Source organism: Alloalcanivorax profundimaris, assembly GCF_015265435.1.
In the GTDB taxonomy this organism is placed as follows: Bacteria; Pseudomonadota; Gammaproteobacteria; order Pseudomonadales; family Alcanivoracaceae; genus Alloalcanivorax; species Alloalcanivorax profundimaris.
In genome coordinates this window covers 133,023-156,322 of the sequence record NZ_JABJWH010000009.1, presented here as the reverse complement: position 1 = coordinate 156,322, position 23,300 = coordinate 133,023, and the positions used below count along the sequence as shown (strand labels likewise).

General features: G+C 67.9%; 21 protein-coding genes and 1 tRNA gene. 9 read left to right on the top strand and 13 right to left on the bottom strand.

The window, feature by feature from the left end; translation table 11 throughout:
• Positions 1-11: 11 nt before the first annotated feature.
• Positions 12-2,672, bottom strand: coding sequence for an autotransporter outer membrane beta-barrel domain-containing protein (locus HMJ39_RS05990; protein ID WP_194296635.1), 2,661 nt, complete (start codon positions 2,670-2,672; stop codon positions 12-14).
• A gap of 77 nt (positions 2,673-2,749) precedes the next feature.
• The gene (gene rnk / locus HMJ39_RS05985; protein WP_194296634.1) at positions 2,750-3,130 is read right to left on the bottom strand and encodes a nucleoside diphosphate kinase regulator; all 381 of its coding nucleotides are present in this window, start codon (positions 3,128-3,130) and stop codon (positions 2,750-2,752) included.
• Positions 3,131-3,421: 291 nt separating this feature from the next.
• Here rnk and HMJ39_RS05980 point away from each other — a divergent pair, with 291 nt between their 5' ends.
• From HMJ39_RS05980 to HMJ39_RS18845, 5 genes are all read left to right on the top strand, one after another.
• On the top strand, positions 3,422-4,096 hold the full coding sequence (locus HMJ39_RS05980) for a histidine phosphatase family protein (RefSeq protein ID WP_161383183.1): 675 nt from the start codon (positions 3,422-3,424) through the stop codon (positions 4,094-4,096).
• A gap of 64 nt (positions 4,097-4,160) precedes the next feature.
• Entirely contained in the window at positions 4,161-5,111 is a 951-nt protein-coding gene (locus tag HMJ39_RS05975) for an ABC transporter ATP-binding protein (RefSeq protein WP_161383182.1), read from the top strand.
• Positions 5,108-5,881: an ABC transporter permease gene (locus HMJ39_RS05970; RefSeq protein ID WP_161383180.1), complete on the top strand. Its 774-nt coding sequence runs from the start codon at positions 5,108-5,110 to the stop codon at positions 5,879-5,881. Before HMJ39_RS05975 ends, HMJ39_RS05970 begins: the two co-directional genes overlap by 4 nt.
• Positions 5,882-5,915: 34 nt before the next feature.
• The gene (gene queF, locus HMJ39_RS05965) at positions 5,916-6,740 is read left to right on the top strand and encodes an NADPH-dependent 7-cyano-7-deazaguanine reductase QueF (RefSeq protein WP_194296633.1); all 825 of its coding nucleotides are present in this window, start codon (positions 5,916-5,918) and stop codon (positions 6,738-6,740) included.
• Between the two features lie 23 nt (positions 6,741-6,763).
• A complete protein-coding gene (locus tag HMJ39_RS18845) occupies positions 6,764-7,255 on the top strand; it encodes a DUF4870 domain-containing protein (RefSeq protein ID WP_228462186.1) in 492 nt (163 codons plus the stop codon).
• A 78-nt stretch (positions 7,256-7,333) separates the two neighbouring features.
• Here HMJ39_RS18845 and HMJ39_RS05955 read toward each other — a convergent pair whose 3' ends face one another.
• Together HMJ39_RS05955 and HMJ39_RS05950 are read right to left on the bottom strand one after the other, a co-directional pair.
• Entirely contained in the window at positions 7,334-8,812 is a 1,479-nt protein-coding gene (locus HMJ39_RS05955; protein ID WP_194296632.1) for an AbgT family transporter, read from the bottom strand.
• A 3-nt stretch (positions 8,813-8,815) separates the two neighbouring features.
• Positions 8,816-10,354, bottom strand: coding sequence for an adenylate/guanylate cyclase domain-containing protein (locus HMJ39_RS05950; RefSeq protein ID WP_194296631.1), 1,539 nt, complete (start codon positions 10,352-10,354; stop codon positions 8,816-8,818).
• A gap of 151 nt (positions 10,355-10,505) precedes the next feature.
• Between HMJ39_RS05950 and HMJ39_RS05945 the strand changes: the two genes are divergently transcribed.
• The 3 genes from HMJ39_RS05945 (at position 10,506) to HMJ39_RS05935 (ending at position 11,900) form a co-directional block, all read left to right on the top strand.
• The gene (locus HMJ39_RS05945) at positions 10,506-11,069 is read left to right on the top strand and encodes a nitroreductase family protein (protein ID WP_161383176.1); all 564 of its coding nucleotides are present in this window, start codon (positions 10,506-10,508) and stop codon (positions 11,067-11,069) included.
• Positions 11,062-11,532: a YiiD C-terminal domain-containing protein gene (locus HMJ39_RS05940; RefSeq protein ID WP_323370850.1), complete on the top strand. Its 471-nt coding sequence runs from the start codon at positions 11,062-11,064 to the stop codon at positions 11,530-11,532. Before HMJ39_RS05945 ends, HMJ39_RS05940 begins: the two co-directional genes overlap by 8 nt.
• 280 nt (positions 11,533-11,812) lie before the next feature.
• A tRNA-Ser gene (locus HMJ39_RS05935) sits at positions 11,813-11,900 on the top strand.
• Positions 11,901-12,209: 309 nt separating this feature from the next.
• Here the strand turns inward: HMJ39_RS05935 and HMJ39_RS05930 are convergent.
• From HMJ39_RS05930 to HMJ39_RS05900, 7 genes are all read right to left on the bottom strand, one after another.
• The gene (locus tag HMJ39_RS05930; protein WP_161383173.1) at positions 12,210-12,560 is read right to left on the bottom strand and encodes a helix-turn-helix domain-containing protein; all 351 of its coding nucleotides are present in this window, start codon (positions 12,558-12,560) and stop codon (positions 12,210-12,212) included.
• The gene (locus tag HMJ39_RS05925) at positions 12,538-12,804 is read right to left on the bottom strand and encodes a type II toxin-antitoxin system RelE family toxin (protein ID WP_194296629.1); all 267 of its coding nucleotides are present in this window, start codon (positions 12,802-12,804) and stop codon (positions 12,538-12,540) included. Before HMJ39_RS05925 ends, HMJ39_RS05930 begins: the two co-directional genes overlap by 23 nt.
• Positions 12,805-12,946: 142 nt before the next feature.
• Positions 12,947-15,331, bottom strand: a complete 2,385-nt coding sequence (locus HMJ39_RS05920; protein WP_228462185.1) for a TonB-dependent receptor domain-containing protein — start codon at positions 15,329-15,331, stop codon at positions 12,947-12,949.
• A gap of 291 nt (positions 15,332-15,622) precedes the next feature.
• Positions 15,623-16,555 carry a FecR family protein gene (locus HMJ39_RS05915; RefSeq protein WP_194296628.1) on the bottom strand — a complete coding sequence of 311 codons (933 nt, stop codon included), beginning with the start codon at positions 16,553-16,555 and terminating at the stop codon, positions 15,623-15,625.
• 52 nt (positions 16,556-16,607) lie between these two features.
• Positions 16,608-17,114 carry an RNA polymerase sigma factor gene (locus HMJ39_RS05910; RefSeq protein WP_194296627.1) on the bottom strand — a complete coding sequence of 169 codons (507 nt, stop codon included), beginning with the start codon at positions 17,112-17,114 and terminating at the stop codon, positions 16,608-16,610.
• A gap of 62 nt (positions 17,115-17,176) precedes the next feature.
• A complete protein-coding gene (locus HMJ39_RS05905; protein WP_228462184.1) occupies positions 17,177-18,142 on the bottom strand; it encodes a formate/nitrite transporter family protein in 966 nt (321 codons plus the stop codon).
• Between the two features lie 110 nt (positions 18,143-18,252).
• Complete coding sequence (locus HMJ39_RS05900) at positions 18,253-19,395, bottom strand: sodium:calcium antiporter (RefSeq protein ID WP_194296626.1); 1,143 nt, start codon at positions 19,393-19,395, stop codon at positions 18,253-18,255.
• A 32-nt stretch (positions 19,396-19,427) separates the two neighbouring features.
• On the opposite strand from HMJ39_RS05900, the gene HMJ39_RS05895 reads away from it, so the two are divergent.
• On the top strand, positions 19,428-20,387 hold the full coding sequence (locus tag HMJ39_RS05895; RefSeq protein WP_194296625.1) for an OmpA family protein: 960 nt from the start codon (positions 19,428-19,430) through the stop codon (positions 20,385-20,387).
• A 13-nt stretch (positions 20,388-20,400) separates the two neighbouring features.
• Here HMJ39_RS05895 and HMJ39_RS05890 read toward each other — a convergent pair whose 3' ends face one another.
• Together HMJ39_RS05890 and HMJ39_RS05885 are read right to left on the bottom strand one after the other, a co-directional pair.
• Entirely contained in the window at positions 20,401-21,363 is a 963-nt protein-coding gene (locus HMJ39_RS05890; RefSeq protein ID WP_161383165.1) for an alpha/beta fold hydrolase, read from the bottom strand.
• 19 nt (positions 21,364-21,382) lie between these two features.
• Positions 21,383-23,014, bottom strand: coding sequence for a long-chain-fatty-acid--CoA ligase (locus tag HMJ39_RS05885; protein ID WP_228462183.1), 1,632 nt, complete (start codon positions 23,012-23,014; stop codon positions 21,383-21,385).
• Positions 23,015-23,300 lie beyond the last annotated feature (286 nt).

The window sequence follows — 23,300 nt, the reverse complement described above, 5'->3', positions numbered from 1 at the left end:
TCGTTAGGGTTTCAGAATTCCAGGTTCAGGGTCAGGTTGGCGCCTTGTTGTCGGGTGTCGCTGGCGAAGCGGCCCTGGTAGGCGAGGCCGAGGCGGGTGCGCGGCGTGGGCGCCAGGCTCAGGCCGGCTTCCAGCAGGGCCGCTTCGTCGGCCACCGGCAGGCCGGTGACGGTGAAGCGTTGCCCGCCGGCAAAGCCGTGCTCGGTGCGCGGGGTCACGTCGCCGGTGGTGCGTTGCCAGCCCAGGGTGCCGTGGGCGCGGGCGTCCAGGCCGGCGAGGCCGAGGCCGGTGTCCAGGCGCAGGCCCAGGGTGGCGACGTTGAGGTCGGCGTCCTCGCCGCCGCCGCTGAGGGCGGCCGGGTCGCCGGTTTCCCGGTGGCGGTCTTCCTGGTAGCGCACCCGGGCCAGGCCGGCGAAGGGTTCCAGGGCCACCGGGCCGGCGTCGAAGCGGTAGCCGGCTTCGGTGAACAGCTGGGTGGTGGTCGCGTCGTAGCGGTCGCCGGCGCGGCCCTGGTAGCCGTCGAAGGCGATCCCGCGTTCGGTATCCACCTGGTGGCGGCTGTGGCCCAGGCCCAGGCTGAGCCGCAGGCGGTCCAGGCGGGTGCCGGCGAACAGGCCCAGGTGGTAGTCGTCGCTTTCCGCCCGGTTGTCGCCGCCGTCCACGTCCAGCCGGGTCTGGCCGTAGCCGGCCAGCGCGCCCAGGCGCCAGCCCGGCGCCGGGCGGGCGTCGGCGCCCAGGAACAGGCCGCCGGCGCGGTGTTCGGTGCCGGCCACGCCGCCGTCCGCGTCGCGGTCCGCCCAGGCGCCGTAGGCGCGGGTCCAGACGGTGGCGCCGCTGTCCGCGTCGCGGGCCAGCAGGGTGGCGCCGGGGGCGCCGGGGCGCTGGGTGGCGCGCAGGCGGTCGCCGGCGGCCTGGCGCAGGAAGCGGCTGTCCTCGATCAGCGCCGCCCGGGTGGAGGCGTACACCGCTCCGGCCAGTTGGTCGAAGGCGGCTCGCACGGCGGCGCCGTCGGCGGCCTGCAGCAGCAGGGCGTCGTGCACCGGGTCGCCGATGCCGCGTTGCTCGGCGGCGTTGGCGGCGGCGCTCTGGTTGGCGGTGCGCGCCATGCCGGCGAAGGTGGCGTCGTTGCGCACCAGGCGCAGGCTCACGGTGTTGCTGTCGTAGTCCAGCAGCGGCTGCAGGAACGCCAGGTTGGTGCTGACCTGGTCGAAGCGGCCGGTGACGCCCTGGTCGGCGTCGATCAGGGTGTAGCGGGTGAACGGCTGGTAGTCGCCGCCGGCGTCGATGTGCGCCACGCTGCCGCCGTTCAGGGTGGCGCCGCCGGTGACCCGCACCCGGTCCGCCGAGCCGTCCCCGGCGCCTTCCACCTGGAACACCGAGCCGGACTCGAACACCAGATCGCCGTCCACGGTGAGGGTGCCGATGGAATTGCCCGGCGCCAGGGTGGCGCCGTCGGTGAGGCGGGCGCCGCCCAGGGTGCCGGTGCCGCCCAGCAGGGCGCCGTCGGCCACGGTCACCGTGGAGCCGGCCACTGCGCCGTTGACGATCAGCGCGCCGCCGTCCACCCGGGAGGCGCCGCGGAACAGGTTGTTCCCGTTCAGCACCAGGGTGCCGGCGCCCGCGTCCCGATCCACCCAGGGGGCTTCCAGGGTGCCGCCTTCGCCCAGCGTCAGCGAGCCGGTGCCCGAAGCGTTCACCCCGACCACCACGCCGTTGGCGCGCACCGTGCCGCCATCGGCGATGGTAAGCTCGCCGTTGCCGTTGTTGCCCAAAAGAATGGCGCCCCGGTTGTTCCACAGCGCGCCGTTACCGAGCACCGTCACACTCCCCGACGAGCCCGCCTCGCTGCCCACGAAGGCGAGCCCGTTGGACAGAGTGGCGCCGGCGTTGACGGTGATCTCGCCGCTGCCGTAGCTGCCCACCACCAGGTTCGAGACCATTTCCCAGCCGGCGTCCGCGCCGCCCAGGGTGACCCGGCCCTGGCCGCCGGCGCCGCTGCCGACGAAGCCGTTGTCGCTGATCACGGTGCCGCCGGCGCCGATGCTTACCTGGCCGTCGCCGTCGCCGCCGACCACCAGATCAGCGCGGTTCTCCCAGCGGCCGCCTTGTACCTGGACCAGGCCTTCGCCGTCCGCGAAGGAGCCCACGTAGCCGAGGTCGTTGGTGACCGTGGTGCCGGCGCCCAGGGTCAGGGTGCCCGGGCCGATCTCGCCCACCGACAGGGTGTTGCCGGCGTCCAGGCGGCTGCCGTCGCCGCTGAGCACCACCTGGCCGTCGCCCAGGTCGCTACCGATGTAGGTTTGCAGGGCGGTGACCCGGCCGCCGTCCTCGATGTCGAGGACGCCGTCGCTGAGGTCGCCGACGTAGAGAACGTCGCTGTTGACCCAGTGCGCGTCGGTGCCGGTGACGGTGACGGAGCCGGTGGCGCCATTGGTGAAGTCGCTGCCGATGTAACCCTGGCCGTTCTCCACGGTGCCACCGGCGCCGACGATCAGCTCGCCGCCGATCTGCAAAAAGGAACCGGCCTGCCAGGGGCTGGGGCGGGTGCCGCCGGCGGCGGCCACGGTTTCCCGGTCCCCCACATCGATGCTTTCAGCGCCCACCGGCGTGGCGATCGGCGCCAGCAGCCCGATCCCCACCAGCAGCCGTGACGCCAGGGAAGTTGTTGTCATGTCGTTCGCTCCTGTTCAAGGAACGAATCGCACCACAGGGAGCGCCGGCGCAGCAGTCCCCTAAACAGGGGAGGGCGTCAGGCCGGAGCCACCGCGATCAGGGTCAGGTGCAGGGTCTTGCCCTTGCTGGGCCATTCGATGGTGTCGCCCACGCCCAGGCCGAGCAGGGCGGCGCCCACCGGGCTGAGAATCGACAGGCGGTCTTCGCCGGCGCCCACTTCGGTGGGCAGGCACAGCACCAGTTCGTGGGTCTTGCCGCTGTCCTCGTGGAGGAAGCGGGCGCGGCTGTTGAGCCGTACCACGGTATCGGGCATGGCGTCCGGGGCCAGGTAGCGGGCCCGGTCCAGTTCATCGTAGAGGTGGTCCACCACCTCCTCGTCGCCGCGGTGTTTTTCCAGCAGGGCGTACAGGCGGTCCCGGTCCAGGGTGGAAACGGTAATCGGGGGCAGGGCGGTCATGGCGCGCTCCGTTCAGTGTTCGCTTGGAATGAGAGTTGTATCGGGGCCCCGGGGCGCCGGACCCCCGGGGCGATACTGAACCGGGTCCGGCGTTAGGGGAGGAAGACGCGCAGGCGCGCGCCGGCGCGGGACGCGCGGGCGGAAACAATGGGAGTGGGGCGGGCGCCGGGTCGGCGTTGCGTGAAAATCATGACGCCCACCATAGCAGGGCGGCGCGGTTTTGCCAGCGCCGCGTGCGCGGTTGGCATCGCCGCCTCCCGCCCGTAAGATGACCGGGCACAGAGAGAAGACATGGCCCGATTACATCCCCGCCTTCACGACGCCTTGCAAATGCTGCCGGACGACCGGCCGGCCCACCTGTTGACCCGCCATTCGGTGCGCGAACTGGCCAAGAACGGTTTCGCCGATTACCGGCTGCCGTTGACCCCGGAAGGGGTGACCATGGCCCGGGAATGGGGCGCGCGCCTGGAGCGACCGGTATCCGGCTTTTACTCCAGCCCGGTGGGGCGCTGCGTGGACACCGCCACGGCCATGGCCGAGGGCGCCCGCGAGGCCGGCCTGATCGACACCCTGCCGGAGGTGATCACCGACGGCACCCTGGTGGAGCCGGGCTGTTACGTGGAGGATCTCAACCGGGTCGGGCCCACCTTTCTGAAGATGGGCGCGCTGCGTTTTCTCAATGCCCATCTGCGTCGCCCGTTCGAGGGCATGCTGACGCCGGCGGCGGGCCGCGCCAAGCTGGCGGGCTATCTGCGTGAGCGGGAGCCGGCGCCGGGGGCGCTGGCGGTGCACGTGACCCACGACACCATCCTGGCGGTGCTGGTGGCGGAGCTGGAAGGCCGCGACGCCATCGACGAAGCGCACTGGCCCTGGATGATGGAAGGGCTCTGGCTGTGGTTCGAAGGGCGCCACCTGCACTGGGTGTGGCGCGGCGAGCACGGTCACCGTTCCCTGGACGAGGCTTGAAAGCCGCGTTCTCGTCCCCATCTTGGGCTTTTTCTTGACCTTTTATCCGACGGCGAGGTGATTCTTGTCCGCCCTGACCATACGCAATCTCAGAAAAACCTACGCCAACGGCGTGGAGGCCCTCAAGGGCATCGACCTGACGGTGGAGAAAGGCGATTTCTTCGCGCTGCTGGGGCCCAACGGCGCCGGTAAATCCACCACCATCGGCATCGTCAGTTCCCTGGTGAACAAAACCAGCGGCGACGTGAGCATTCTGGGCTACGATCTGGATCGCGAACGCGCCCTGGCCAAGCAGAGAATCGGCGTGGTGCCCCAGGAATTCAACTTCGGCCAGTTCGAGAAGGTGTTCGACATCGTCGTCACCCAGGCCGGTTTCTACGGCATCCCGGCGCGTATCGCCCGGGAGCGCGCCGAGAAATACCTGCGCCAGCTGGGCCTGTGGGACAAGCGCAAGAACCAGGCGCGTACCCTCTCCGGCGGCATGAAGCGCCGGCTGATGATCGCCCGCGCCCTGGTTCACGAGCCGGACCTGCTGATCCTGGATGAGCCCACCGCCGGCGTCGACATCGAGCTGCGCCGCTCCATGTGGGATTTTCTGATCGGCCTCAACGAAGAGGGCCGCACCATCATTCTCACCACCCATTACCTGGAGGAAGCGGAATCCCTGTGCCGGCACATCGCGATCATCGACCACGGTCAGATCGTCGAGAACACCGACATGAAATCCCTGCTCGAAAAGCTCCAGGTGGAAACCTTCATTCTCGACCTGGCCAGGCCGGTCACCGAGGCGCCGCGTTTGCCGGGCTTCCAGGTGCGCCTGCGTGACGCCGCCACCCTGGAGGTGGAGGTGCCCAAGACCGAGAACCTCAACCAGCTGTTCGTGGAGCTGGCGGAACGGGACCTGCGCGTGATGAGCATGCGCAACAAGGCCAACCGGCTGGAGGAACTGTTCGTGCGCCTGGTGGAGCAGAACCTGCCCGGCCAGGCGGCGCCGACCGAGGAGGTGGCCTCATGAGCGCGTATCAGCAATGGGTCGCCTTCTGCACCATCGTGGTCAAGGAAATCCGCCGCTTCACCCGCATCTGGCCGCAGACCCTGCTGCCGCCGGCGATCACCATGACCCTGTATTTCGTGATCTTCGGCAACCTGGTGGGCCGGCGCATCGGCGACATGGGCGGCTTCGATTACATGCAGTACATCGTGCCCGGCCTGATCATGATGAGCGTGATCCAGAACAGCTACGGCAACGTGGTCAGTTCGTTCTTCTCCACCAAGTTCCAGCATTCCATCGAGGAGATGCTGGTCTCGCCGATGCCCAACTACGTGATCCTGACCGGCTTCGTGGTCGGCGGCATGGCCCGTGGCATGGCGGTGGGGCTGATCGTCAGCCTGCTCAGCCTGTTCTTCACCGATCTCACCATGCAGCACGCCTGGATCACCGTGTCGGTGGTGGTGATGACCTCGGCGCTGTTCTCCCTGGGCGGTTTCCTGAACGCCACCTTCGCGCGCAATTTCGACGACATCAGCATTATTCCGAACTTCGTGCTGACGCCGTTGACCTACCTGGGCGGGGTGTTCTATTCGTTGGATCTGCTGCCGGACTTCTGGCGCGCGGTGACGCTGATCAATCCGATCGTCTACATGGTGAACGCATTCCGCTATGGCGTTCTGGGTGTGAGCGACGTCAACGTCTACGCGGCCTTGGGCGCTATCCTGGTGTTCGTGGTGGTGTTTTACACCCTGGCGCTGTGGTTGCTGAATCGCGGCACCGGTATAAGGGGATGAGAAGGGAAAACAACAAGGACAAGGAGAGCTGGCCATGAGCTACCTCAAGGACACGCCGCTGGGACGCAGCAGCGACTTCATCGATGAGTACACCCCCTCGCTGCTGTGCCCGGTGCCGCGCTGGGACGCCCGCGAATCGCTGGAGCTGGAGGACACCACGCTGCCGTTCCACGGCATGGACATCTGGAACGCCTACGAGCTGTCCTGGCTCAACGAAAAGGGTAAGCCCCAGGTGGCCCTGGCGGAACTGATCGTACCCTGCACCTCGCCGAACATCATCGAGTCCAAGTCCCTGAAGCTGTACCTCAACAGCTTCGCCAACAGCCGCTTCGACAGCCGCGACCGGGTGGTGGCGGTGATCGCCAAGGACCTGGCCGAGGTGGCCGGCGCGCCGGTGGACGTGCGTGTGATGACCCTGCGCGAAGCGGAGCGGGAACCGGCCTGGGAGGAGCACGGCCAGCTGGTGGACACCCTGGACGTGACCTTCGATCACTTCGAGTATCGTCCGGAGCTGCTGCTCACCGACCAGGGCCCGGAACAGACCGGCGTGCTGGTATCGCACCTGCTGCGCAGCCATTGCCCGGTGACCAACCAGCCCGACTGGGGCACCGTGCAGGTGCGCTATACCGGACGCCCGATCAGCCCGGCCAGCTTCCTGCGCTACGTGGTGTCGCTGCGCAACCATCAGGGCTTTCATGAGCAGATTATCGAGCAGGTGTTCGTGGATCTGCAGCACCAGTGCGCGCCGCGTCAGCTATCCGTTTACGGTCGCTTCACCCGACGCGGCGGGCTGGACATCAACCCGTTCCGGTCCAATTATGAAGACACCCCGGCCAACCGACGTACCATCCGCCAATAAACCCACTGCATAGGATCTTTTTCATGAGCGACAACGAAACACCGGACAATACGCCGAAACCCGAGGGCACGCCGAAACCCGAGGGCGAACCCAAGGCCGATAACACCGCCGTGACGGGCACCACGCCCCAATCCACGTCCGCGCCTGGCGAGGACAATGCCGCCGCCGACGGCGCGCCGCCCAAGGAGGAACGCAACCTGGGCATGGCCTGCCACCTGCTGGCGCTGGCCGGGCTGGTGCTGCCGCTGGGCAACATCATCGGGCCGCTGATCATGTGGCTGGTGAAACGCGAGGAGAGTGCCTTCGTCGAAGAGCAGGGCAAGGAGGCGTTGAACTTCAATATCACCATCGCCATCGCCGGCTTCGTGTCCTTCCTGCTCACTTTCGTGGTGATCGGCGCGCTGCTGCTGCCCGCCGTGTTCATCTTCTGGATCGTGATGACCATCATCGCCGCGGTGAAATCCAGCGGCGGCGATCACTACCGGTACCCCCTCACCCTGCGTCTGATCAACTAGCACCGCCGTCGCGCGGGATGCCGTATAACCCGGCGCCCGCGCGATAACGCCGCCCGCCGCTCCTGCGGCAGGGTTTCCCTACGCCCCCAGGGGCCAGCCGAAGCCGATCCACACCGCCAGTAGAACCGACCAGCCCAAAAAAAGCGCCAGGCTGTAGGGCAGCATCAGCGCGATCAGCGTGCCGATGCCGGTGTCCGCCCGGTAACGCCGGGCAAACCCCAGCACCAGGGCGAAGTAGGGCATCAGCGGCGTGATGATGTTGGTGCTGGAATCGCCCACCCGATAGGCCGCCTGGGTGGCTTCCGGATCAATCCCCACCAGCATCAGCATGGGCACGAACACCGGCGCCAGGATCGACCACTTCGCCGAGGCGCTGCCGATCATCAGATTGATCAACGCCGCCAGACCCACGAACAGCAACAGCAGCAACACCGTGGGCAGCTCCAGCCCGCCCAGCCAGGCCGCGCCCTTCACCGCCAGAACCAGCCCCAACTGACTGTAGCCAAACCAGGCCACGAACTGGGCGGCGAAGAACATCAGCACCAGATAGCCGGACATGGACGCCATGGTGGTTTCCATCGCCTGGATCACTCCGGCGGCGGAACGGAAGTGGCCGCTGACACGGCCGTAGACGGTGCCGCAGGCCGCCGCCACCAGGGCGATCAGCACCACCAGCGACGACATGAACGGCGACTGCAGAATGGCGCCGTCCTCGCCGCGCAGGGGCGCGCCGGGCGGCACCACCAGGGCGGCCACGGCGGCCAGACCCGCTATCAGGGTGAACAGGGTCCAGCGTGCCGCGCGGCGGTCGAAGCGGGGCGCCTGGTCCTCGCTGTCGGCGTCCTCGTCGGTGGCCGCCACCCGCTTCTCGGTGATGCGCAGGGTGATCAGCGATACCAGGCTGGTGACCAGCACCGTGGAGACCATGATGAACCAGTAGTTGCCCGCCGCCGACACGGTGCGCTCGCCGTCCACCAGGTGCGCCGCCTCCGTGGACAGGCCGGCCAGCACCGCGTCCACCGGGCCGAGCAGCAGGTTGGCGCTGTAGCCGCCGGACACCGCCGCGAACGCGGTGGCGATGCCGGCCAGCGGCGAGCGACCGGCGAGCTGGAACAGAAAGCCGGCCAGAGGAATCAGCACCACGTAGCCGGCGTCGAAGGCGATGCTCGACATCACCCCGGCGAACGCCACCGCCACCACCAGGGTGCGGTGGGAAGCGCGCCGTACCAGGGCCGCCAGGCCGGCGCCGAGCAGCCCGGAATGCTCGGCGATGCCCAGCCCCAGCATCGCCACCAGCACCACGCCCAGGGGCGCGAAGCCGGTGAAGTTGCCCACCAGGTGGGTGAACACATAGCGCAGGCCGTCGCCGTCCAGCAGCGAGCGCACCACGATGGTCCGGTCCTCCAGGGGATGCTCGGCGGTGACGCCGAACAGCGCCAGCGCCGCGCTCAGCGGCAGCATCAGCAGACACAGCCAGACGAACAGCAGGGTGGGGTGGGGCAGGCGGTTGCCGATCCGTTCCAGCCGGCCCAGCCAGCCCGATGAGGTGGAGGTCATGGTCTACATCCTTACCCGGTCCTGAATGCGCTGGGCCGCCTGGCCCAGCATCTGGATCACCTTCTCCTGATCCCGTTCGCGCAGCCGCTTGGCGTCCACGTACAGGGCGAAGCCCTCGGTTTCGTATTCCAGGTTCACCGGCTTGTCGTTCTTCAGGTCCGTGGCGCAGCCGGCCAGGGTCTTGAGGATCGCCGTCTTGTCGAAGTTGTGGATGCGCTCCAGGTCCACGTGCAGGCCCAGGCCGGCGCTGTCCACGGTGACGAAACGGCGCTTGCTGCCGGCGTTGCGCTTGAGTTCGTGGGCCTCGTACACGGTTATCGGCCGGTGGAACCCCTTCACCTGGATCTCGCCCACGCTGCGGCAGCGCACCCGGTCCTTGACCAGCCGGTGGGTGCCCTCGGAGATCAGCACCTGGCCCGGGCGGCAGGCGGATTCCAGGCGGCTGGCCAGGTTCACGTCGGTGCCCAGGATGGTGTAATCCATGCGGCTGTCGGTGCCGAAGTTGCCCACGGTGACGAAGCCGGTGTTGATGCCGATGCGGATCTCCAGCTTCTGGTCGATGCCCTGGCGGCGCCACTTCATGCGCAAAAAGCGCATGTACTCCTGCATCTCCACCGCCATGGCCACGCAGCGAAAGGCGTCTTCCTGGGCGCCGGCGCTTTTCGGGTCGCCGAAGAACACCATCACCGCGTCACCGATGAACTTGTCGATGGTGCCGCCGTAGCGCAGGGCGATGCGGGTCATCTCGCTCAGGTAGGTGTTGAGCATCCGCGTCAGCGTGTCCAGGGGCAGCTCCTCGGAGATGGTACTGAAACCGCGGATGTCGGAGAAGAAGATGGTCAAACGCTTGCGGCGAGTCTCCAGCTTGGCGTCGCGTTTGCCCGAGAACAGCGAGCCCCACACCTGGGGCGGCAGATACTTGGCCAGCTTGCGCGACAGATCCACCGCCTGCTGCTGCTGCTCGCGCACCCGGTCCTGGGCCTGACGCAGGAAGCGGGTCTGGTGGTTGGCGTAGAAGGAGCTGGCGCCCACGTGCAGGCCCAGGCCCACCAGCGACAGCACCGACAGCATCTGCGGCACCGGCGTTGGCTGCAGCGGCACGCCCAGCGCCAGCACGCCCACGGCGGCCCCGGCGGCGGTCATCAGCAGATTCAGCAGCCACGCCTGGAGGCCGCCGCTGCTCACCGAGTTGGCGTGCACGATGATCAGCAGCACCAGGCTCGGCACCACCGAGAATTGCAGCAGCGCGCAGGCCACGCCGATCACGGCGGCGTCGAGTTGCATCAGCACCCGCGACACCCGCTCGGCGCGCACGTCCTTGCGCTGGGCCACGAACACCGCGGTCTGCGCCAGCAGCGGCCAGGCCAGCAGGCCGGCCACGCCGAGCAAAAAGCCGGACGGATAGAGCCCCAGGCTGATGCCCGCGAACAGGATGGTGGCCGCCACCACGAAGGCCAGCAGACGAATGTAATTGCTCAGCCGTTGCGCGCGCTGCTTGGGGTCCAAGTAGGGGCGCCGGGGGCGATGCTTGGGTGTGCTCATGAACGGCAATCTGGACGCAATGTTCGAGGGAGCTTACCCAGTTGTGCGTTCAGAAAAAAGACTGATCGGAATTTGGCCACCGGCCCGGCGCCGGGGTTCGTCGGCCCCGGGGGAACCGGTTACACTACGGCTCCCCGAATCAGGAGTCGCCATGGACACCCTCACCGCCCTGACGCAACGCGTTTCCGTGCCCCGCCTCACCGATCCCGGCCCCAGCGACGACCAGCTGCGCCGGCTGCTGGAGGCGGCCATCCGCGCCCCGGATCACGGCATGCTGCGCCCCTGGCGGTTCATCGTGCTGCGCGGCGAGGAGCGCCAGCGCCTGGCCGACATCATGGAATGGCGCCTGCTCAAGCGCCAGCCGGACGCCGACCAGGGTGCCCGGGACAACATTCGTGGCAAGGCCCTGCGCGCGCCGGTGATCATCGTCGCCGTGGCCGAGGTCACCGAGAACCACAAGGTGCCGGTCTGGGAGCAGGTGCTGGCGGTGGGCGCGGCGGTGCAGAACATCATGATCGCCGCCCACGCCATGGACCTGGGCGCCATGTGGCGCACCGGCGACCTGGCCAACGACGAAAGCGTCAAGGCCCGGCTGGGGTTCGCCGACAAGGACCAGGTGGTGGGCTTCGTCTATCTGGGCACCCCGGCGGCGCCCTCCAAGAGCCTGCCCGACGAAACTCCGGATGTGTTTCTGCGCGAGCTGCCCCGTGGCTGACCTGGAGGCCCTGGCCGAGCGGGTGCGCGCCGCCATCCCGCTGACCCGGCACCTGGCGTTCCGGTACACCGGCTTCGACGGCGATAGCCTGACGCTGACCGCGCCCCTGGCCCCCAATCACAACGACAAGGGCACCTTTTTCGCCGGCAGCCAGGTGGCCCTGCTGACCCTGGCCGGCTGGTCCTGCACCACCCTGATCGCCGAGGCGGTGATCGCCGGCACGGACCAGCCGGACCGGGCCGTGGACGTGGTGGCGGTGGACGGCGGCCAGCAGTACCGGTTGCCCCTGGAGGCGGACATCACCGTCACCGCCAGCCCGGCGCCGGATCAGCGCGACCGCTTCGCCGAGCGTCTGTCGCGGCGCGGCAAGGCCACCCTCAAGGTCCATGCCCGCGCCACCAACCCGGCCGGCGACACCGTGTGCGAGTACCAGGGGCTCTATCTGGCCCGGCTCGCCGATTGAAGGTTGTACAAACCCTCGCCAACCGAACCGCGCGGCCTTGCCAGCCCCGCCACCCTCGGGTACCCTACGCGCCCTCTGCATTGGTCACAGCCGACCGGCAAGGTGCGGAGCACAATCAGTTTTGGTGAGGTGTCCGAGTGGCTGACGCCTTGCCGAAGGCAAGCGAACGTTGCTGCGTAGCAGCGACGGCCCCGAAGGGGTGAGGGCGAAAGGCCCGAATAACGAGCACGCTTGCGTGCGACTGCCAGAGCAGACGCGACTGGAAGTGACAATCAGTTTTGGTGAGGTGTCCGAGTGGCTGAAGGAGCACGCCTGGAAAGTGTGTATACGGCAACGTATCGAGGGTTCGAATCCCTCCCTCACCGCCAAATAAAGAACCCCGCGCAAGCGGGGTTTTTTATTTGGCGGTCAGGGCGGCTCTGATAAGAACCCTCCGGTTCGACAAGCCGGCCGCAGGCCGGCGCAGGACGCCGCCGCAAGGTGGCGCCCCGAAGGGGTGAGCCGGCGAAGCCGGCGAATCAATCCCTCCCTCTCCAGCCCTTTGTAGACGCAGCCAAGTTCCGGGTTTTTTATTTGGCGGTCAGGGCGGCTCTGATAAGAACCCTCCGGTTCGACAAGCCGGCCAAAGGCCGGCGCAGGACGCCGCCCGGCCGTTCCTACAGCCATGGCTGGGTCGGTTACTCGGTGAGTTGCGCCACCTCGCACTCCAACGCCCGGGCCCAGGCGCGCAGGGTTTCCACATGGGGCCGGTTGCCCGCTTTCTCGGCCTGGGCCACGGCGCCCTGGGTGACGCCCAGTTTCTCCGCCAGGCGCGCCTGGGACAGACCCCGGTGCTTGCGCCAGGCGGCCATGGGGCTGAGATCCTTGGCGACCATCAGCGTCACCACCTCATGGGGCAGAGTGACGCGGTTGTCGGCGTCCAGCAGCTTCTGGTATTCATCGAACGGCACCACCGCGTACAGCGGGTTGCCGCTGTCATCCCGAATGATCTGCGCATTGCCGTGCTCAGTTTTGGTAGGTTCGCTCATCCCGCTTTTTCACCTCCTGCACCGTGATAATCCGTACGCCGTCGTCCAGATCGAACAACACCCGGTAGCGGCCGACGCGAAGCCGGTAGCCCGCCCGGCGCCTTTTCAGTGCCTTGACGTTGGCGGCGTTGGTGGGACAGTTCGCCAGCCCCTGGACCGCGTCGAGAATCGCCATCCGCTGTTTCGGGGGCTGAATCCCGCGCAGCTGTTTCACCGCCGTTTTCGTCCATTCGATACCGTACATCCGCCATCCATGGTCTTTTCTTATATTAAGATCAAGAAAATTAGATTTTTACGGTTTTTGCTAATGAAAGTCAAGGATCCGCCGTCCCCGGGTTGGGGACGGCGGTGGTGATGCCGGAGGCGGATGGACGATTGGAAGGGGCTCAGAAGTCGACGCTGTAGCCCAGGCTGTAGACCCGGCCACGGCCGGTGAAGTAGAAGTCCGGGCTGACCCGGCCGGCCTGGGAGTAGTAGGTCACGTAGTCCTTGTCGAACAGGTTCTCCACGCCCAGCTTGACGCGGCCCACCGGCAGGGCGCGCACCAGGGAGGCGTCCACCAGGGTGTAGCCGTCGAAGTCCAGGTCGTCCTGATCGAAGCTGCGGTCGCGGTAATGGTTGACCTGCACGAAGGAGCGCAGGGCGCCATTCCAGCGCGCGTTCCAGGTGGCGCCGACGCGGTCCGGGGCCACGCTCAGGCCGTTGAGGGTGGTGTCCACGTCGCCATCGCCGTCGGTGTCGGATTCGCCTTCCTGGTGGGTGTAGGTGAGGCCCAGTTCATGGGCGTCGGTGACGCGCCAGTCCAGGGTCGCTTCCACGCCCTGGATTTCCACCTTCTCGCGGTTGACCACGAACACGCCGTTTTCCTCGGTGAGGCGCTCGCCGTAGTCGGAATCCGATTCAAAGTAGCTCACCTCGAAGCGGGTGCGTTCGCCGTTGAAGCGCAGGCCCACTTCCCGGTTGTCGGTGACGATGGGTTCCAGGGCCAGCAGGTTGTCCACGTCCTGGCCGCTCTGGTCGATGCCGCGCAGCACCCGGCCCACGTCCGGCATGCCGAAGCCTTCGGAGTAGTTGGCGAACAGCTGCACCCGGTCGGTGAACTGGTAGGTGGCGCCGATGTTGTAGAGCATCTCGTCGAAGTCCGGGTCGCCGCCGCGCACCAGGACACCGTTGTTGGCTTCCACGGTGCGGTAGTCGTCCACGTTCAGCTTGGCGTACTCATAGCGGGCGCCGCCGGAGAAGGCGAGTTTGTCCAGCGGCCGCAGGTCCAGTTGCAGGAAGCCGGCGTAGTTGCGGTATTCGGTTTCCGGCACATAGACCCGGTCGGTGAGTACCAGGCTCTGGCGGGTTTCATCGTTGAGCACGTCGAAGCCGGTGGCCAGGTCCAGGCGATCGCGGAACAGGCCGCGCCGTTTCAGGGTGAACTGGCTGCCCAGCTTTTCGGATTCGTTGCGGGTCTGGTCGAGCTGATCCACGCCGGGGGTGATTTCGAAGGAGCCGGAGCGCAGGGCGCCGAACTGGCCTTCGAAGTCCTGGTAGTAAACCTGGGCGTCCAGCTCGTTGCCCAGCCAGTTGCCGTGGCTGTAGCTGAGCCGCGTGGTGGTGACCTTGTTGAACATGGGGTCGCCTTCGGCGCCGCCTTTCTCGGCGCTGGTGGGCACGCCGTTGGCCGGGTCGCCGGGCACCGCCCGGTAGTCGTGGTTGCCTTCCAGCTCGTAGCGGTTGGCGCTGAAGGTCAGGTTCTGGTCGTTGTCCAGCCAGTAGCCCACCTTGAGGAACAGATCGTGGCTGGTGGAATCCTGGATTTCGCCGGGGTAGGCGAAGCCGATGGCGCGGTCGCGGCCGTCATAGAACAGGCCGCGCTCCTGGCGGCTGGCGGCGGCGACGATGTCCCAGGATTCGGTCTGGCCGGTGAAGCGGTAGTCCAGCTTGTGGCCCAGGCCGTCACTCTGGAAGTCGTCGTCGCTGGTCAGGCTGACGCCCACGTGCTGCTGGAAGCCGGGCTTCTCCGGGCGGCGGGTGACGAAGTTGATGATGCCGCCGGTGGCGCCCAGGCCGTATTCGGCGCTGGCGCCGTGGATCACCTCGATGCGTTCCACCATGCTCAGGTCGATGGTATGGCTGGCGCGGCCGCCGTTGCGCAGCGGGTTGGACTGGGGCACGCCGTCGATCAGGAACTGCGGCGTGCGGCCACGAAAGGTCTCGCCGGTGTTGGAGAGTTTCTGGCGGCTCGGCGAGTAGGAGGGGATCAGGTTGGCGAGCACCGCGCCCGGGTCGTCGCTGATGGCCATCTGCTCCTCGATCTGCTGCCGCGAGATCATGGTGATCTTGCGCGGCGATTTGCCGGCCACGGTGTGGCCGCGGGCGGCGGAGACCACCACGTCCTCCAGCTGGTGGGCGGCGCTTTGCGCCGGCGGCGCCGGAATCAGGTGCACGGTGACCCGGCCGCTCTCGGCCTGCTGGTCGGTGCGGTAGCCCAGGCCGGTGCCGGCGAGCAGGGTGTCGAGGGCGCCGTCGACGCTGTAGCGGCCCTTCAGGGGGCGGCTGCGCTGGCCGTCCAGGTCGGCGGCGCCGACGATCAGGTCCACGCCGGCCTGCTCGGCGAAGCGCCGCAGGGCGGCGCGCAGGGGCTGGGCGGGCAGGTCGTAGGCCCGTTCCGCCGGCGCGGTGAGCGGCGCGTCGGGGGTGCTGCTCTGGGCGTGCAGAACGGGGGAAAGCAGCATCAGGGCAAGCCCGGCGCCGCCCAGGCGGCGTGAAAACGTCAAAGCCATAACCGGTGGATCCTTACATCAATGGAAATGAGAAGCGTTGTTGTTGAGGGCTATGACGTTTGAGCGCGAGGATGCAGTAAATTTTTCTGGTCCATCGCCGACTAGCCTGAAGCACGGGCCTTCCAGCGGCACCAGGACGTGGCGCCGCACGGCTGTCGTAGAGCGACTGTAGGAGCGACTTTAGTCGCGATGGAGATGGCAACACGGCTGATCGCGACTGAAGTCGCTCCTACAACAGGCCACGCCTTTGTATGGGGCGGTCCACGATCAACCATCATCTCTGGATCGCGCTCAATAGAGCAGGGTCAGGCCGGGTAGATCCAGGCTGTTCAGGCCCAGGCCGCCGGCCAGGGCGGGCACGCCACTGTCCAGGTTATCCAGGTGCAGCACCGCTTCCACCGGGGCGTCGCGCCGGGCACGGTCGAGCAGCACCACCGGGCGCGGGCGGAAATCGTTGATGCGCGCCACGGCGGCGCTTAGCGGAGCGCCCTCGAACACCAGCACGCCCTGGGCCCAGCCCGCCTCCCGGGCCGGATCCAGCCCCAGCGGGCGGATGCCGTCCCGGTCACTGAGCCGGGCGGCGTCGCCGGCGTTCAACCGCCGTTCGCGGCCGCCGGGCAGGCGCGCGCGCACCCGGTGCTCGGTGACGCCCACCTGCTCGGCGCCGTCCCGGTGGCGGACCCAGAACGCGGTGCCCAGGGCGGTGAACCGGGCGTCGCCACTGCGCACGGTGAACGGGCGTGGTTCATCGGCGGTCACCGGCGCCGGCCGGAACAGGGCCTCGCCGCGCAGCAGTTCCAGGTCGCGGCCCTGTTCGTCGTAGGCCAGCCGCACGGCGGCGCCGGGCGCCAGGTCCAGATGGCTGCCGTCGGCCAGGGTCAGGGCGCGCGGCGTGGCGCCGGCCAGGTAATCCGCCCGCGCCTGCAGCCACCAGGCCGGTGCCTGCCAGGCGAAAACCAGCAGCAACGCCGCTGCCACCGCCAGCCAGGCCCGGGCGGGCCGGCGGCGGGCGCGGGTGGCGTGCGCGGCCGCCGTGGCCGGCGGCACCTCGCCGGCCAGCTCCCAGTGCATCTCCAGTTCCGCCAGCGCCTCGCCGTGGGCCGGGTCCGCCGCCAGCCAGGCGTCCAGACGGCCCTGTTCCGCCGGGTCCAGGGGGCCGGTCTGGCAGCGCAGCCACCAGTCGTGGGCGGCGCGTTCCACATTGTCGGGAAAAGGCTGGATCATGGCGTGCGGTCCGTGCGGGGCTTTCCGTGGAGCGGGTTCGAACGCGCTATTGTCATTCGTCGGCCCGAGTCTGGTCGAGAATATAACGCATGGCCAGGGCCAGGTGTTTCTGGATCGAGCTGGTGGACAGGCGCAGGGCGCGGGCCGCTTCACCGTGGGTGTGGCCCTCGATACGACACAGCTCGAACACCCGCCGGGAGCGTTGGGGAAGCCGTTGCAGCGCCGCCGCCACCGCGTCCATGCGGCGCCGGCTCTCGTAGAGCAGGTCCGGGCGGTCGCGGTCGTCGAGCAGATCGTCCCACTGCTCCGGGGCCAGAGTGTCGGTGCGCCAGGTTTCGTGGCGGCGGCGGTGGTCGGTGAGCAGGCGACCGGCCAGGGTGTACAGATAGGGCAGCGGCCGCTCGATGGTGGCCCGGCGGCTGTGCGCCAGCAGACGAGCGAAGCACTCCTGGGTCAGATCCGCCGCCAGTTCCCCGTCGCCGGTGCGCAGCAACAGATAGCGGTGAATCTTGCGGGTGTACTCCGCGTACAGCAAAGGCGTCGGCGGCTGGGAGGACATGGCGGCCCGTACAGTGGAACAGGCCGCAATTGTTATTGATTCTTATTCCTGTGTCCAGCCGCTTACTGCACCCGTCGGCCGGCGCCGCGCTTGCGGGCGAAGCCCCAGGCGCCGCGCCGGCCCTGGCGCTGCAAGTCCATGTCGTTGCGAATCTGGGCGTGGCTGATCAGGGCAAAAATGAAGGAGCCGCCGATGATGTTGCCCGCCAGGGTGGGCAGCCCGAAGCGCAGCGTGAACTCCGCCCAGGAGGCCTCGCCGGCGAACACCAGGTAGAGAATCTCGCTGGCGCCGACGATGATGTGCGGGAATTCGCCGATCGCCACCACGTAGGTCATGATCAGGATCACCCAGGCCTTGGCCTGGTCCGCCGAGGGCATCACCCACACCATGGTGGCGATCACCCAGCCGGCGATGATGCTCTTGGAGAACATCTCGAAGGGGCTGTTTTCCAGCACCTTGTGGCCCAGATCCAGGAAGGCGCCGCCCACCTCCGGGGAGAACATGGGCAGGTGCAGGAAGGTGAAGGCGGCGATGCCGGCGCCGATGATGTTGCCGGCCAGCACCACGCCCCACAGCCGCATCAGGCACCACAGATTGCCCAGGGTGGGGTGGCTCATGAACGGCAGGACGGCGGTGACGGTGTTCTCGGTGAACAGTTGCTGGCGGGCCAGGATCACGATCAGAAAGCCCAGGGTGTAGCCCATGCTGCCGATCAGAAAGCCGGCGTCGCTGTCCGGCAGGTGGGCGTCGAGCAGGCCCCGGGCCATCAGCGAGGCGCTCATGGAGATGCCGGCGGCGATCGCCGACCACAGCAGCGCCATGGCGTCCCGTTCCAGTTCCTTCTCGCCGGCCACGCGCAGCCGTTCGTGCACGGCGGCGGCCCGGGAGGGCAGGTACTTCTCCTGTTCGGTTTCGTCGGCGCCGTCGTCGTCGGCGTCCCGGGCCGCGTCCTCGCGCTCCCGTTCCACCGCGTCTTCCCAGGGGCTGCTTTCCTCGTCCTTGGGGCGCCGGTATTTGTCGTCGTTCAAGCCGCTCTCCTGTGGGCCGCCGTCACCGCGCGACGGATGGCTAAGGCTCCACTATAAACCGTGGCCCGACCGGGAATCATAAAAGCCGCGTAAAAACCGGGTTCCGGCCATCAACCGCCATGCACCACCAGCAGAATGCCCAAGCCATAGAGCAGCAACACCGCCACGCTCTCGAAACCGATGCCACCGGGTCCCTGCTCCTCGCGCCGGATCAACCCCATCAGCAAGGCACCGGTCATCAGAATCGACAACGATACCCACACCAGCAGATCGTCGCCCATCTCGGCATAGATGGAACCGTCCTGGTAGGCGATGTCGGACGCCGCGGTGAACAGGGTGTCGAACGCGTTGCCGCCGATGATACCCCCCACCGCCAGGGTCAGCGCCCCCCGACGCACCGCGGCCACGGACGTGACCAGCTCCGGCAGGGAGGTGACGGTGGCGGTGAGCAGCAGGCCCATGGTGGTTTGCGCCAGGCCGGTCTGGCTGGCGATGGCGGCGGCGGCGTTCTCCAGCGCCCAGCCGGTGACGCCAAGCAGGGCGCCCAGGCCCAGAAAGGCGATCAGCAGGGTGCGCAGGGAGCGCCGCAGATTCTCCTCCTCGGGCACGTCCTCGCGGGTCTCCCGGGTGCGCGCCGGCTGCCACATGGGCTGGTCCCGGGTGCTCTGGATCAGCCGCAGGCCATAGATGTAGGCGCCGAACAGCAGCGGGGTGGCCGGGTGGATGCCGAACACCGTCACCGGCGGCGAGAAGGCCCCCACCAGGATCACCGCCATCAGCGTCACCAGCAGGGCGCCCTGCATCAGGTTGGCGGCGGAGGCGGCGGCGTGTTCCAGGTTGGCGCGCCGGTAGAACAGATCCGCCACCGCCAGGAAGGCGGTCTGCACGGCGATGCCGCCCAGGGCGTTACTGAGCGCCAGATCGGCGTTGCCCTTGAGGGCGGCGGTCACCGACAGCACGCTGCCGGACAGGGACGTGGTGGCGCCGAGCAGCACGGCGCCGGCCAGGGCTTCGCCCACCCGGGTGCGGTCGGCCAGCTCGTCCACCACGGCGGTGATTTTGACGCCGGCGGTGGCGACGATGGCCACGCACACGGCGAACACGGTAATGCTGAGGGGCAGGGAATCCTGAAGAACGTCGATGGGGAGTGCTCCTGTCCGAATCAGGCCCGAGTCTACCGGTTGCCCGGCCCGGCGAAAAAGGGCCACCGGGTTTACACTTTCTCCACAGTGGGCCCCGGAGAACTTGGTCATGATTGCCGCCGTGATCGCAACAGGGGAACGGCATGCACATCACGACCAAGAGCGCACTGATTTCCATGGCCCTGGTGGCCGCCACGCCGGCGCTCGCCGACGGTGAGCGGGCCGACCCGCGCGGCTGGAACGCCTCGGCCATGGGGATCCATGTGTTCGAGGACCAGGACCGCAACGACGTGGACTACGGCACCGGCCTGCGTTTCGGGCTGGGGCGTCAGCTTGGCGAGCACTGGGATCTGGAGTGGAACGGCTTCGGCAACGCCCTGCAGCGTGACCGCGCCGGCGGCCAGCACTGGCAATACGGGCTGGGCGTGGATGCCCTGCGTTATCTGTATCGCGAGGGGCCGTCCCCCTATGTGCTGCTGGGTGGCGGCGGGGTCTACACCGACTCCAACCGGGGCACCGACACCAACGGTTTCCTCAACGCCGGCGCCGGGCTGCACTTCCGCGACGTCTGGGGCGCCATGGGGTTGCGCATGGAGCTGCGCTACGCGATGGATTTCTCCGACGATGGCAGTGGCAACGAGCCGTTCAACGACGTGCGCGTCCTGGTGGGGCTCACCTTCCCGTTGTTCGGCGGCGGCGATCTGCATACCGAGACCCGCGTTATCGAGCGCGAGCGGGTGGTGGTCAAGCCGGTGCCCATGGCGCCGCCGGAGGTGCTGCACGGGGTCAATTTCGAGTTTGATTCCGCGCGCCTGACCCCCAACGCCAAGACCGTGCTGCGCGAGGTGGCGGAGCGGCTGCGCGCCTACCCCAACAGTGAAATCGAGATCGCCGGGCACACCGATTCCACCGGCGATGCCGGCTACAACCAGCGCCTGTCGGAGCGGCGCGCCGCCACGGTGCGGGATTTCCTGATTGATCTGGGCGTGGACCCGGGCCGGTTGCGGGCCGAGGGTTACGGCGACACCCGCCCGGTGGACAGCAATGCCACCGAGGACGGGCGCGAGCGCAATCGCCGCATCGAAATGCGGCGTATTCGCTAGCTCGGGTGCGGAATCAGGTGCCGCTCAGGAAGCGGCCCAGGTGGTGGTTGACGGTGTCGGCGGCTTCCATCTGCACCCAGTGGCCGACGTCGTCCAGCAGCACCATGTCGGTGAGGTCGTCCATCAGTTCCGGCATGCGCTTGAGGGCGCGGCCGGCGAACTGAATCACCGGGTCCTCCTTGCCGGCCAGGAAGAAGGCCGGCGGGTGGATGCGTTCCCGCCCGTCCGCCTTCTGCTGCTCCCAGGATGCGTCCATGGCCCGGTACCAGTTGATCGGCCCGATCAGGCCGCTGCGCCGGAAACTGTCCTCGTAGACGTCCAGATCCGCTTCCGTCATCCACTCCGGCTGCGCGCCGGTGGGGGACTGCAGGATGTCGAGCATGCCGGTGGCGGCGCCCTTGACCCGGAACTTCTCCTTCATGCCCGGCCCGGAAATGGCGTGGTACATGCGTTTGAGAAAGTCGCGCACGTCCGCTTCCAGCTCCTGTTCCGGCACCTCCGGCTGTTGGAAGTACAGCTGGTAGAAGAAGCGGTCGCCGAAGGCGGCGCGCATCTGCTCGGTGGGCGCCTTGGGGCCGATGCCCGGGTAGGGCACCGACAGGCCGGCCACGGCCAGCACCCGCTCGGGCTCCTGGCGGGCCACCTGCCAGGCCAGGGCGCAGCCCCAGTCATGGCCCACCACCCGGGCCCGCTCCACGCCGAAGGCGTCGAGGATGCCCATCACGTCGTCCACCAGAATGTCCTGGCGGTAGGCGGACACCGCCTTGGGGGCGGCGCTGCGGCCGTAGCCGCGCAGATCCGGCGCCAGCACGTGGAAGCCCTGGTCGGCCAGATAGGGCATCTGGTAACGCCAGGAGTAGCCGCACTCCGGGAAGCCGTGCAGCAGGATCACCGTCGGCCGGGCCGGGTCCCCGGCGCTGCGCACGAAGAATTCCAGCCCGTTGGCGGTGACGGTGTGTTCGTTGAAGTCGGTCATCGTTGTCCTCTTGCCGTGGTCAGCCGGCGTCGGCCAGGTGATCGCCGTAACGGTCCCGCAGGTGACGCTTGGAAACCTTGCCGGTGGCGGTGTGCGGCAGCTCCTCGACGAACAGTACGTCGTCCGGGAGCTGCCATTTGGCGATGCTTTCGCCCATGTGATCAAGCAGCGCCTGCTTGTCCTGGCCGGCGCCGGGGCGCGGCACCACGATCAGCAGGGGGCGTTCGTCCCACTTCGGATGGGGCACGCCGATCACCGCGCACTCGGCCACGCCCGGATGGGCGGCGGCCAGGTTTTCCAGGTCGATGGAGCTGATCCACTCGCCGCCGGATTTGATCAGATCCTTGGCCCGGTCGACGATGTGCAGGGTGCCGTCCTCGGTGAGCGAGGCCATGTCGCCGGTGGCGAACCAGCCGTCCTTGTCGAACGCCTGGGCGGTGGCTTCCTCGTTATTGAAGTAGGCCTTGATCACGGTGGGGCCCTTCACATACAGCTCGCCGACCGCGTCGCCGTCCTGGGCCACTTCCCGGCCGTCGTCGTCCATCAGCTTCATGCGCACGCCGAACAGGCGGCGCCCGGCGCTGCTCTTGATGTCCAGGCGCTCTTCCAGGGGCAGCTGGTCCTCGCCTTCCACCAGGATGCCCATGCTGCCGGTGGGGTTCATTTCCGTCATGCCCCAGCCCTGCATGGCCTCAATGCCGTAGTCCTGTTCGAAGGCGCGCAACATGCTGCGCGGCGGCGCCGAGCCGCCGATCAGTACCTGACGCAGTTCGCCGGGCTTGCGGCCGCGCTCCTTCATTGCGGCGAGCAGCCCCATCCACACCGTGGGCACGCCCCAGGCGCCGGAGACCTTCTCCCGGTCCATCAGGTCGAACAGGCTGGCGCCGTCCAGCGCCGGGCCGGGCATGATCAGCGAGCAGCCGGTGAGCGGCGCCGCGTAGGGCAGGCCCCAGGCGTTGACGTGGAACATGGGCACCACCGGCAGAACGCGGTCGCCGACCCGGAACACGCCGTTGGAGCCGGCCAGGGCGAACAGCGCCTGCAGCAGGCAGGAGCGGTGGGAATAGAGCGCGCCCTTGGGGTTGCCGGTGGTGCCGGAGGTGTAGCACAGCGCGCAGGCGGTGTTTTCGTCCAGTTCCGGCCAGTCGTACTGGTCCGGCTGGCCCTCCAGTTGCTCCTCGTAGCAGAGCAGATCGTCGCCGTCGGGCATGTGCGCCCGGTCGGTCATGGCCACATAGCGGGTGTGCGCCGGGAACTGGTCGCGCAGGCCGGTGATCAGCGGCGTGAAGGTGGTATCGAAGAAAATCAGGGTGTCGTCGGCGTGGTTGACGATGTAGGCCATCTGGTCCGCGGGCAGGCGCGGGTTGATGGTGTGGCACACCGCGCCGATGCCGGCGATGGCGTAGTACAGCTCCATGTGGCGGTAGCCGTTCCAGGCGATGGTGGCCACCCGGTCGCCGGGTTTCACGCCCAGGGCCACCAGGGCGTGGGCCAGCCGCGCCACGCGGTGGCGGGTCTCGCGGTAGGTCTGGCGGTGCACGTCGCCTTCCACGGTGGCGGACACGATCTCCGCCTTGGGGTGGACCTGGGCGCCGTAATCGAGCACGTCCATCAAGGACAGCGGCGCGTCCATCATCAGCCCATTCAGCATGTCTCTCTCCCTTGCTCGGCCACGGACGTCACCGGGCCGGTGTTTTTATTTTGAACGATCGTTTTGAAATTGTTGGTGAGCAATTCATACCGGCGGGGGTGGGGGCGGTCAAGGCGCGCTGGGAACTTTTTGCCACCGGTGTTACTTGAGGTAACAGCGCAACCCGAAAAACAAAAAAAACGGCAACAAAGCGCCATTTATTTCCCGCCCTCTGAAACCCCGCCCGCGCGGCGCCGGCGATGGGGATCGCCGCCCGGCAAGAGCGAAAAAGCCGTCGTTTCGGGGC

Coding starts and splice junctions, on each gene's coding strand:
- HMJ39_RS05990 (WP_194296635.1), bottom strand. CDS start 2,672: ATGACAACAACTTCCCTGGCGTCACGGCTGCTGGTGGGGATCGGGCTG.
- rnk (WP_194296634.1), bottom strand. CDS start 3,130: ATGACCGCCCTGCCCCCGATTACCGTTTCCACCCTGGACCGGGACCGC.
- HMJ39_RS05980 (WP_161383183.1), top strand. CDS start 3,422: ATGGCCCGATTACATCCCCGCCTTCACGACGCCTTGCAAATGCTGCCG.
- HMJ39_RS05970 (WP_161383180.1), top strand. CDS start 5,108: ATGAGCGCGTATCAGCAATGGGTCGCCTTCTGCACCATCGTGGTCAAG.
- queF (WP_194296633.1), top strand. CDS start 5,916: ATGAGCTACCTCAAGGACACGCCGCTGGGACGCAGCAGCGACTTCATC.
- HMJ39_RS18845 (WP_228462186.1), top strand. CDS start 6,764: ATGAGCGACAACGAAACACCGGACAATACGCCGAAACCCGAGGGCACG.
- HMJ39_RS05955 (WP_194296632.1), bottom strand. CDS start 8,812: ATGACCTCCACCTCATCGGGCTGGCTGGGCCGGCTGGAACGGATCGGC.
- HMJ39_RS05950 (WP_194296631.1), bottom strand. CDS start 10,354: ATGAGCACACCCAAGCATCGCCCCCGGCGCCCCTACTTGGACCCCAAG.
- HMJ39_RS05945 (WP_161383176.1), top strand. CDS start 10,506: ATGGACACCCTCACCGCCCTGACGCAACGCGTTTCCGTGCCCCGCCTC.
- HMJ39_RS05930 (WP_161383173.1), bottom strand. CDS start 12,560: ATGAGCGAACCTACCAAAACTGAGCACGGCAATGCGCAGATCATTCGG.
- HMJ39_RS05925 (WP_194296629.1), bottom strand. CDS start 12,804: ATGTACGGTATCGAATGGACGAAAACGGCGGTGAAACAGCTGCGCGGG.
- HMJ39_RS05920 (WP_228462185.1), bottom strand. CDS start 15,331: ATGGCTTTGACGTTTTCACGCCGCCTGGGCGGCGCCGGGCTTGCCCTG.
- HMJ39_RS05915 (WP_194296628.1), bottom strand. CDS start 16,555: ATGATCCAGCCTTTTCCCGACAATGTGGAACGCGCCGCCCACGACTGG.
- HMJ39_RS05910 (WP_194296627.1), bottom strand. CDS start 17,114: ATGTCCTCCCAGCCGCCGACGCCTTTGCTGTACGCGGAGTACACCCGC.
- HMJ39_RS05900 (WP_194296626.1), bottom strand. CDS start 19,395: ATGACCAAGTTCTCCGGGGCCCACTGTGGAGAAAGTGTAAACCCGGTG.
- HMJ39_RS05895 (WP_194296625.1), top strand. CDS start 19,428: ATGCACATCACGACCAAGAGCGCACTGATTTCCATGGCCCTGGTGGCC.
- HMJ39_RS05890 (WP_161383165.1), bottom strand. CDS start 21,363: ATGACCGACTTCAACGAACACACCGTCACCGCCAACGGGCTGGAATTC.
- HMJ39_RS05885 (WP_228462183.1), bottom strand. CDS start 23,014: ATGCTGAATGGGCTGATGATGGACGCGCCGCTGTCCTTGATGGACGTG.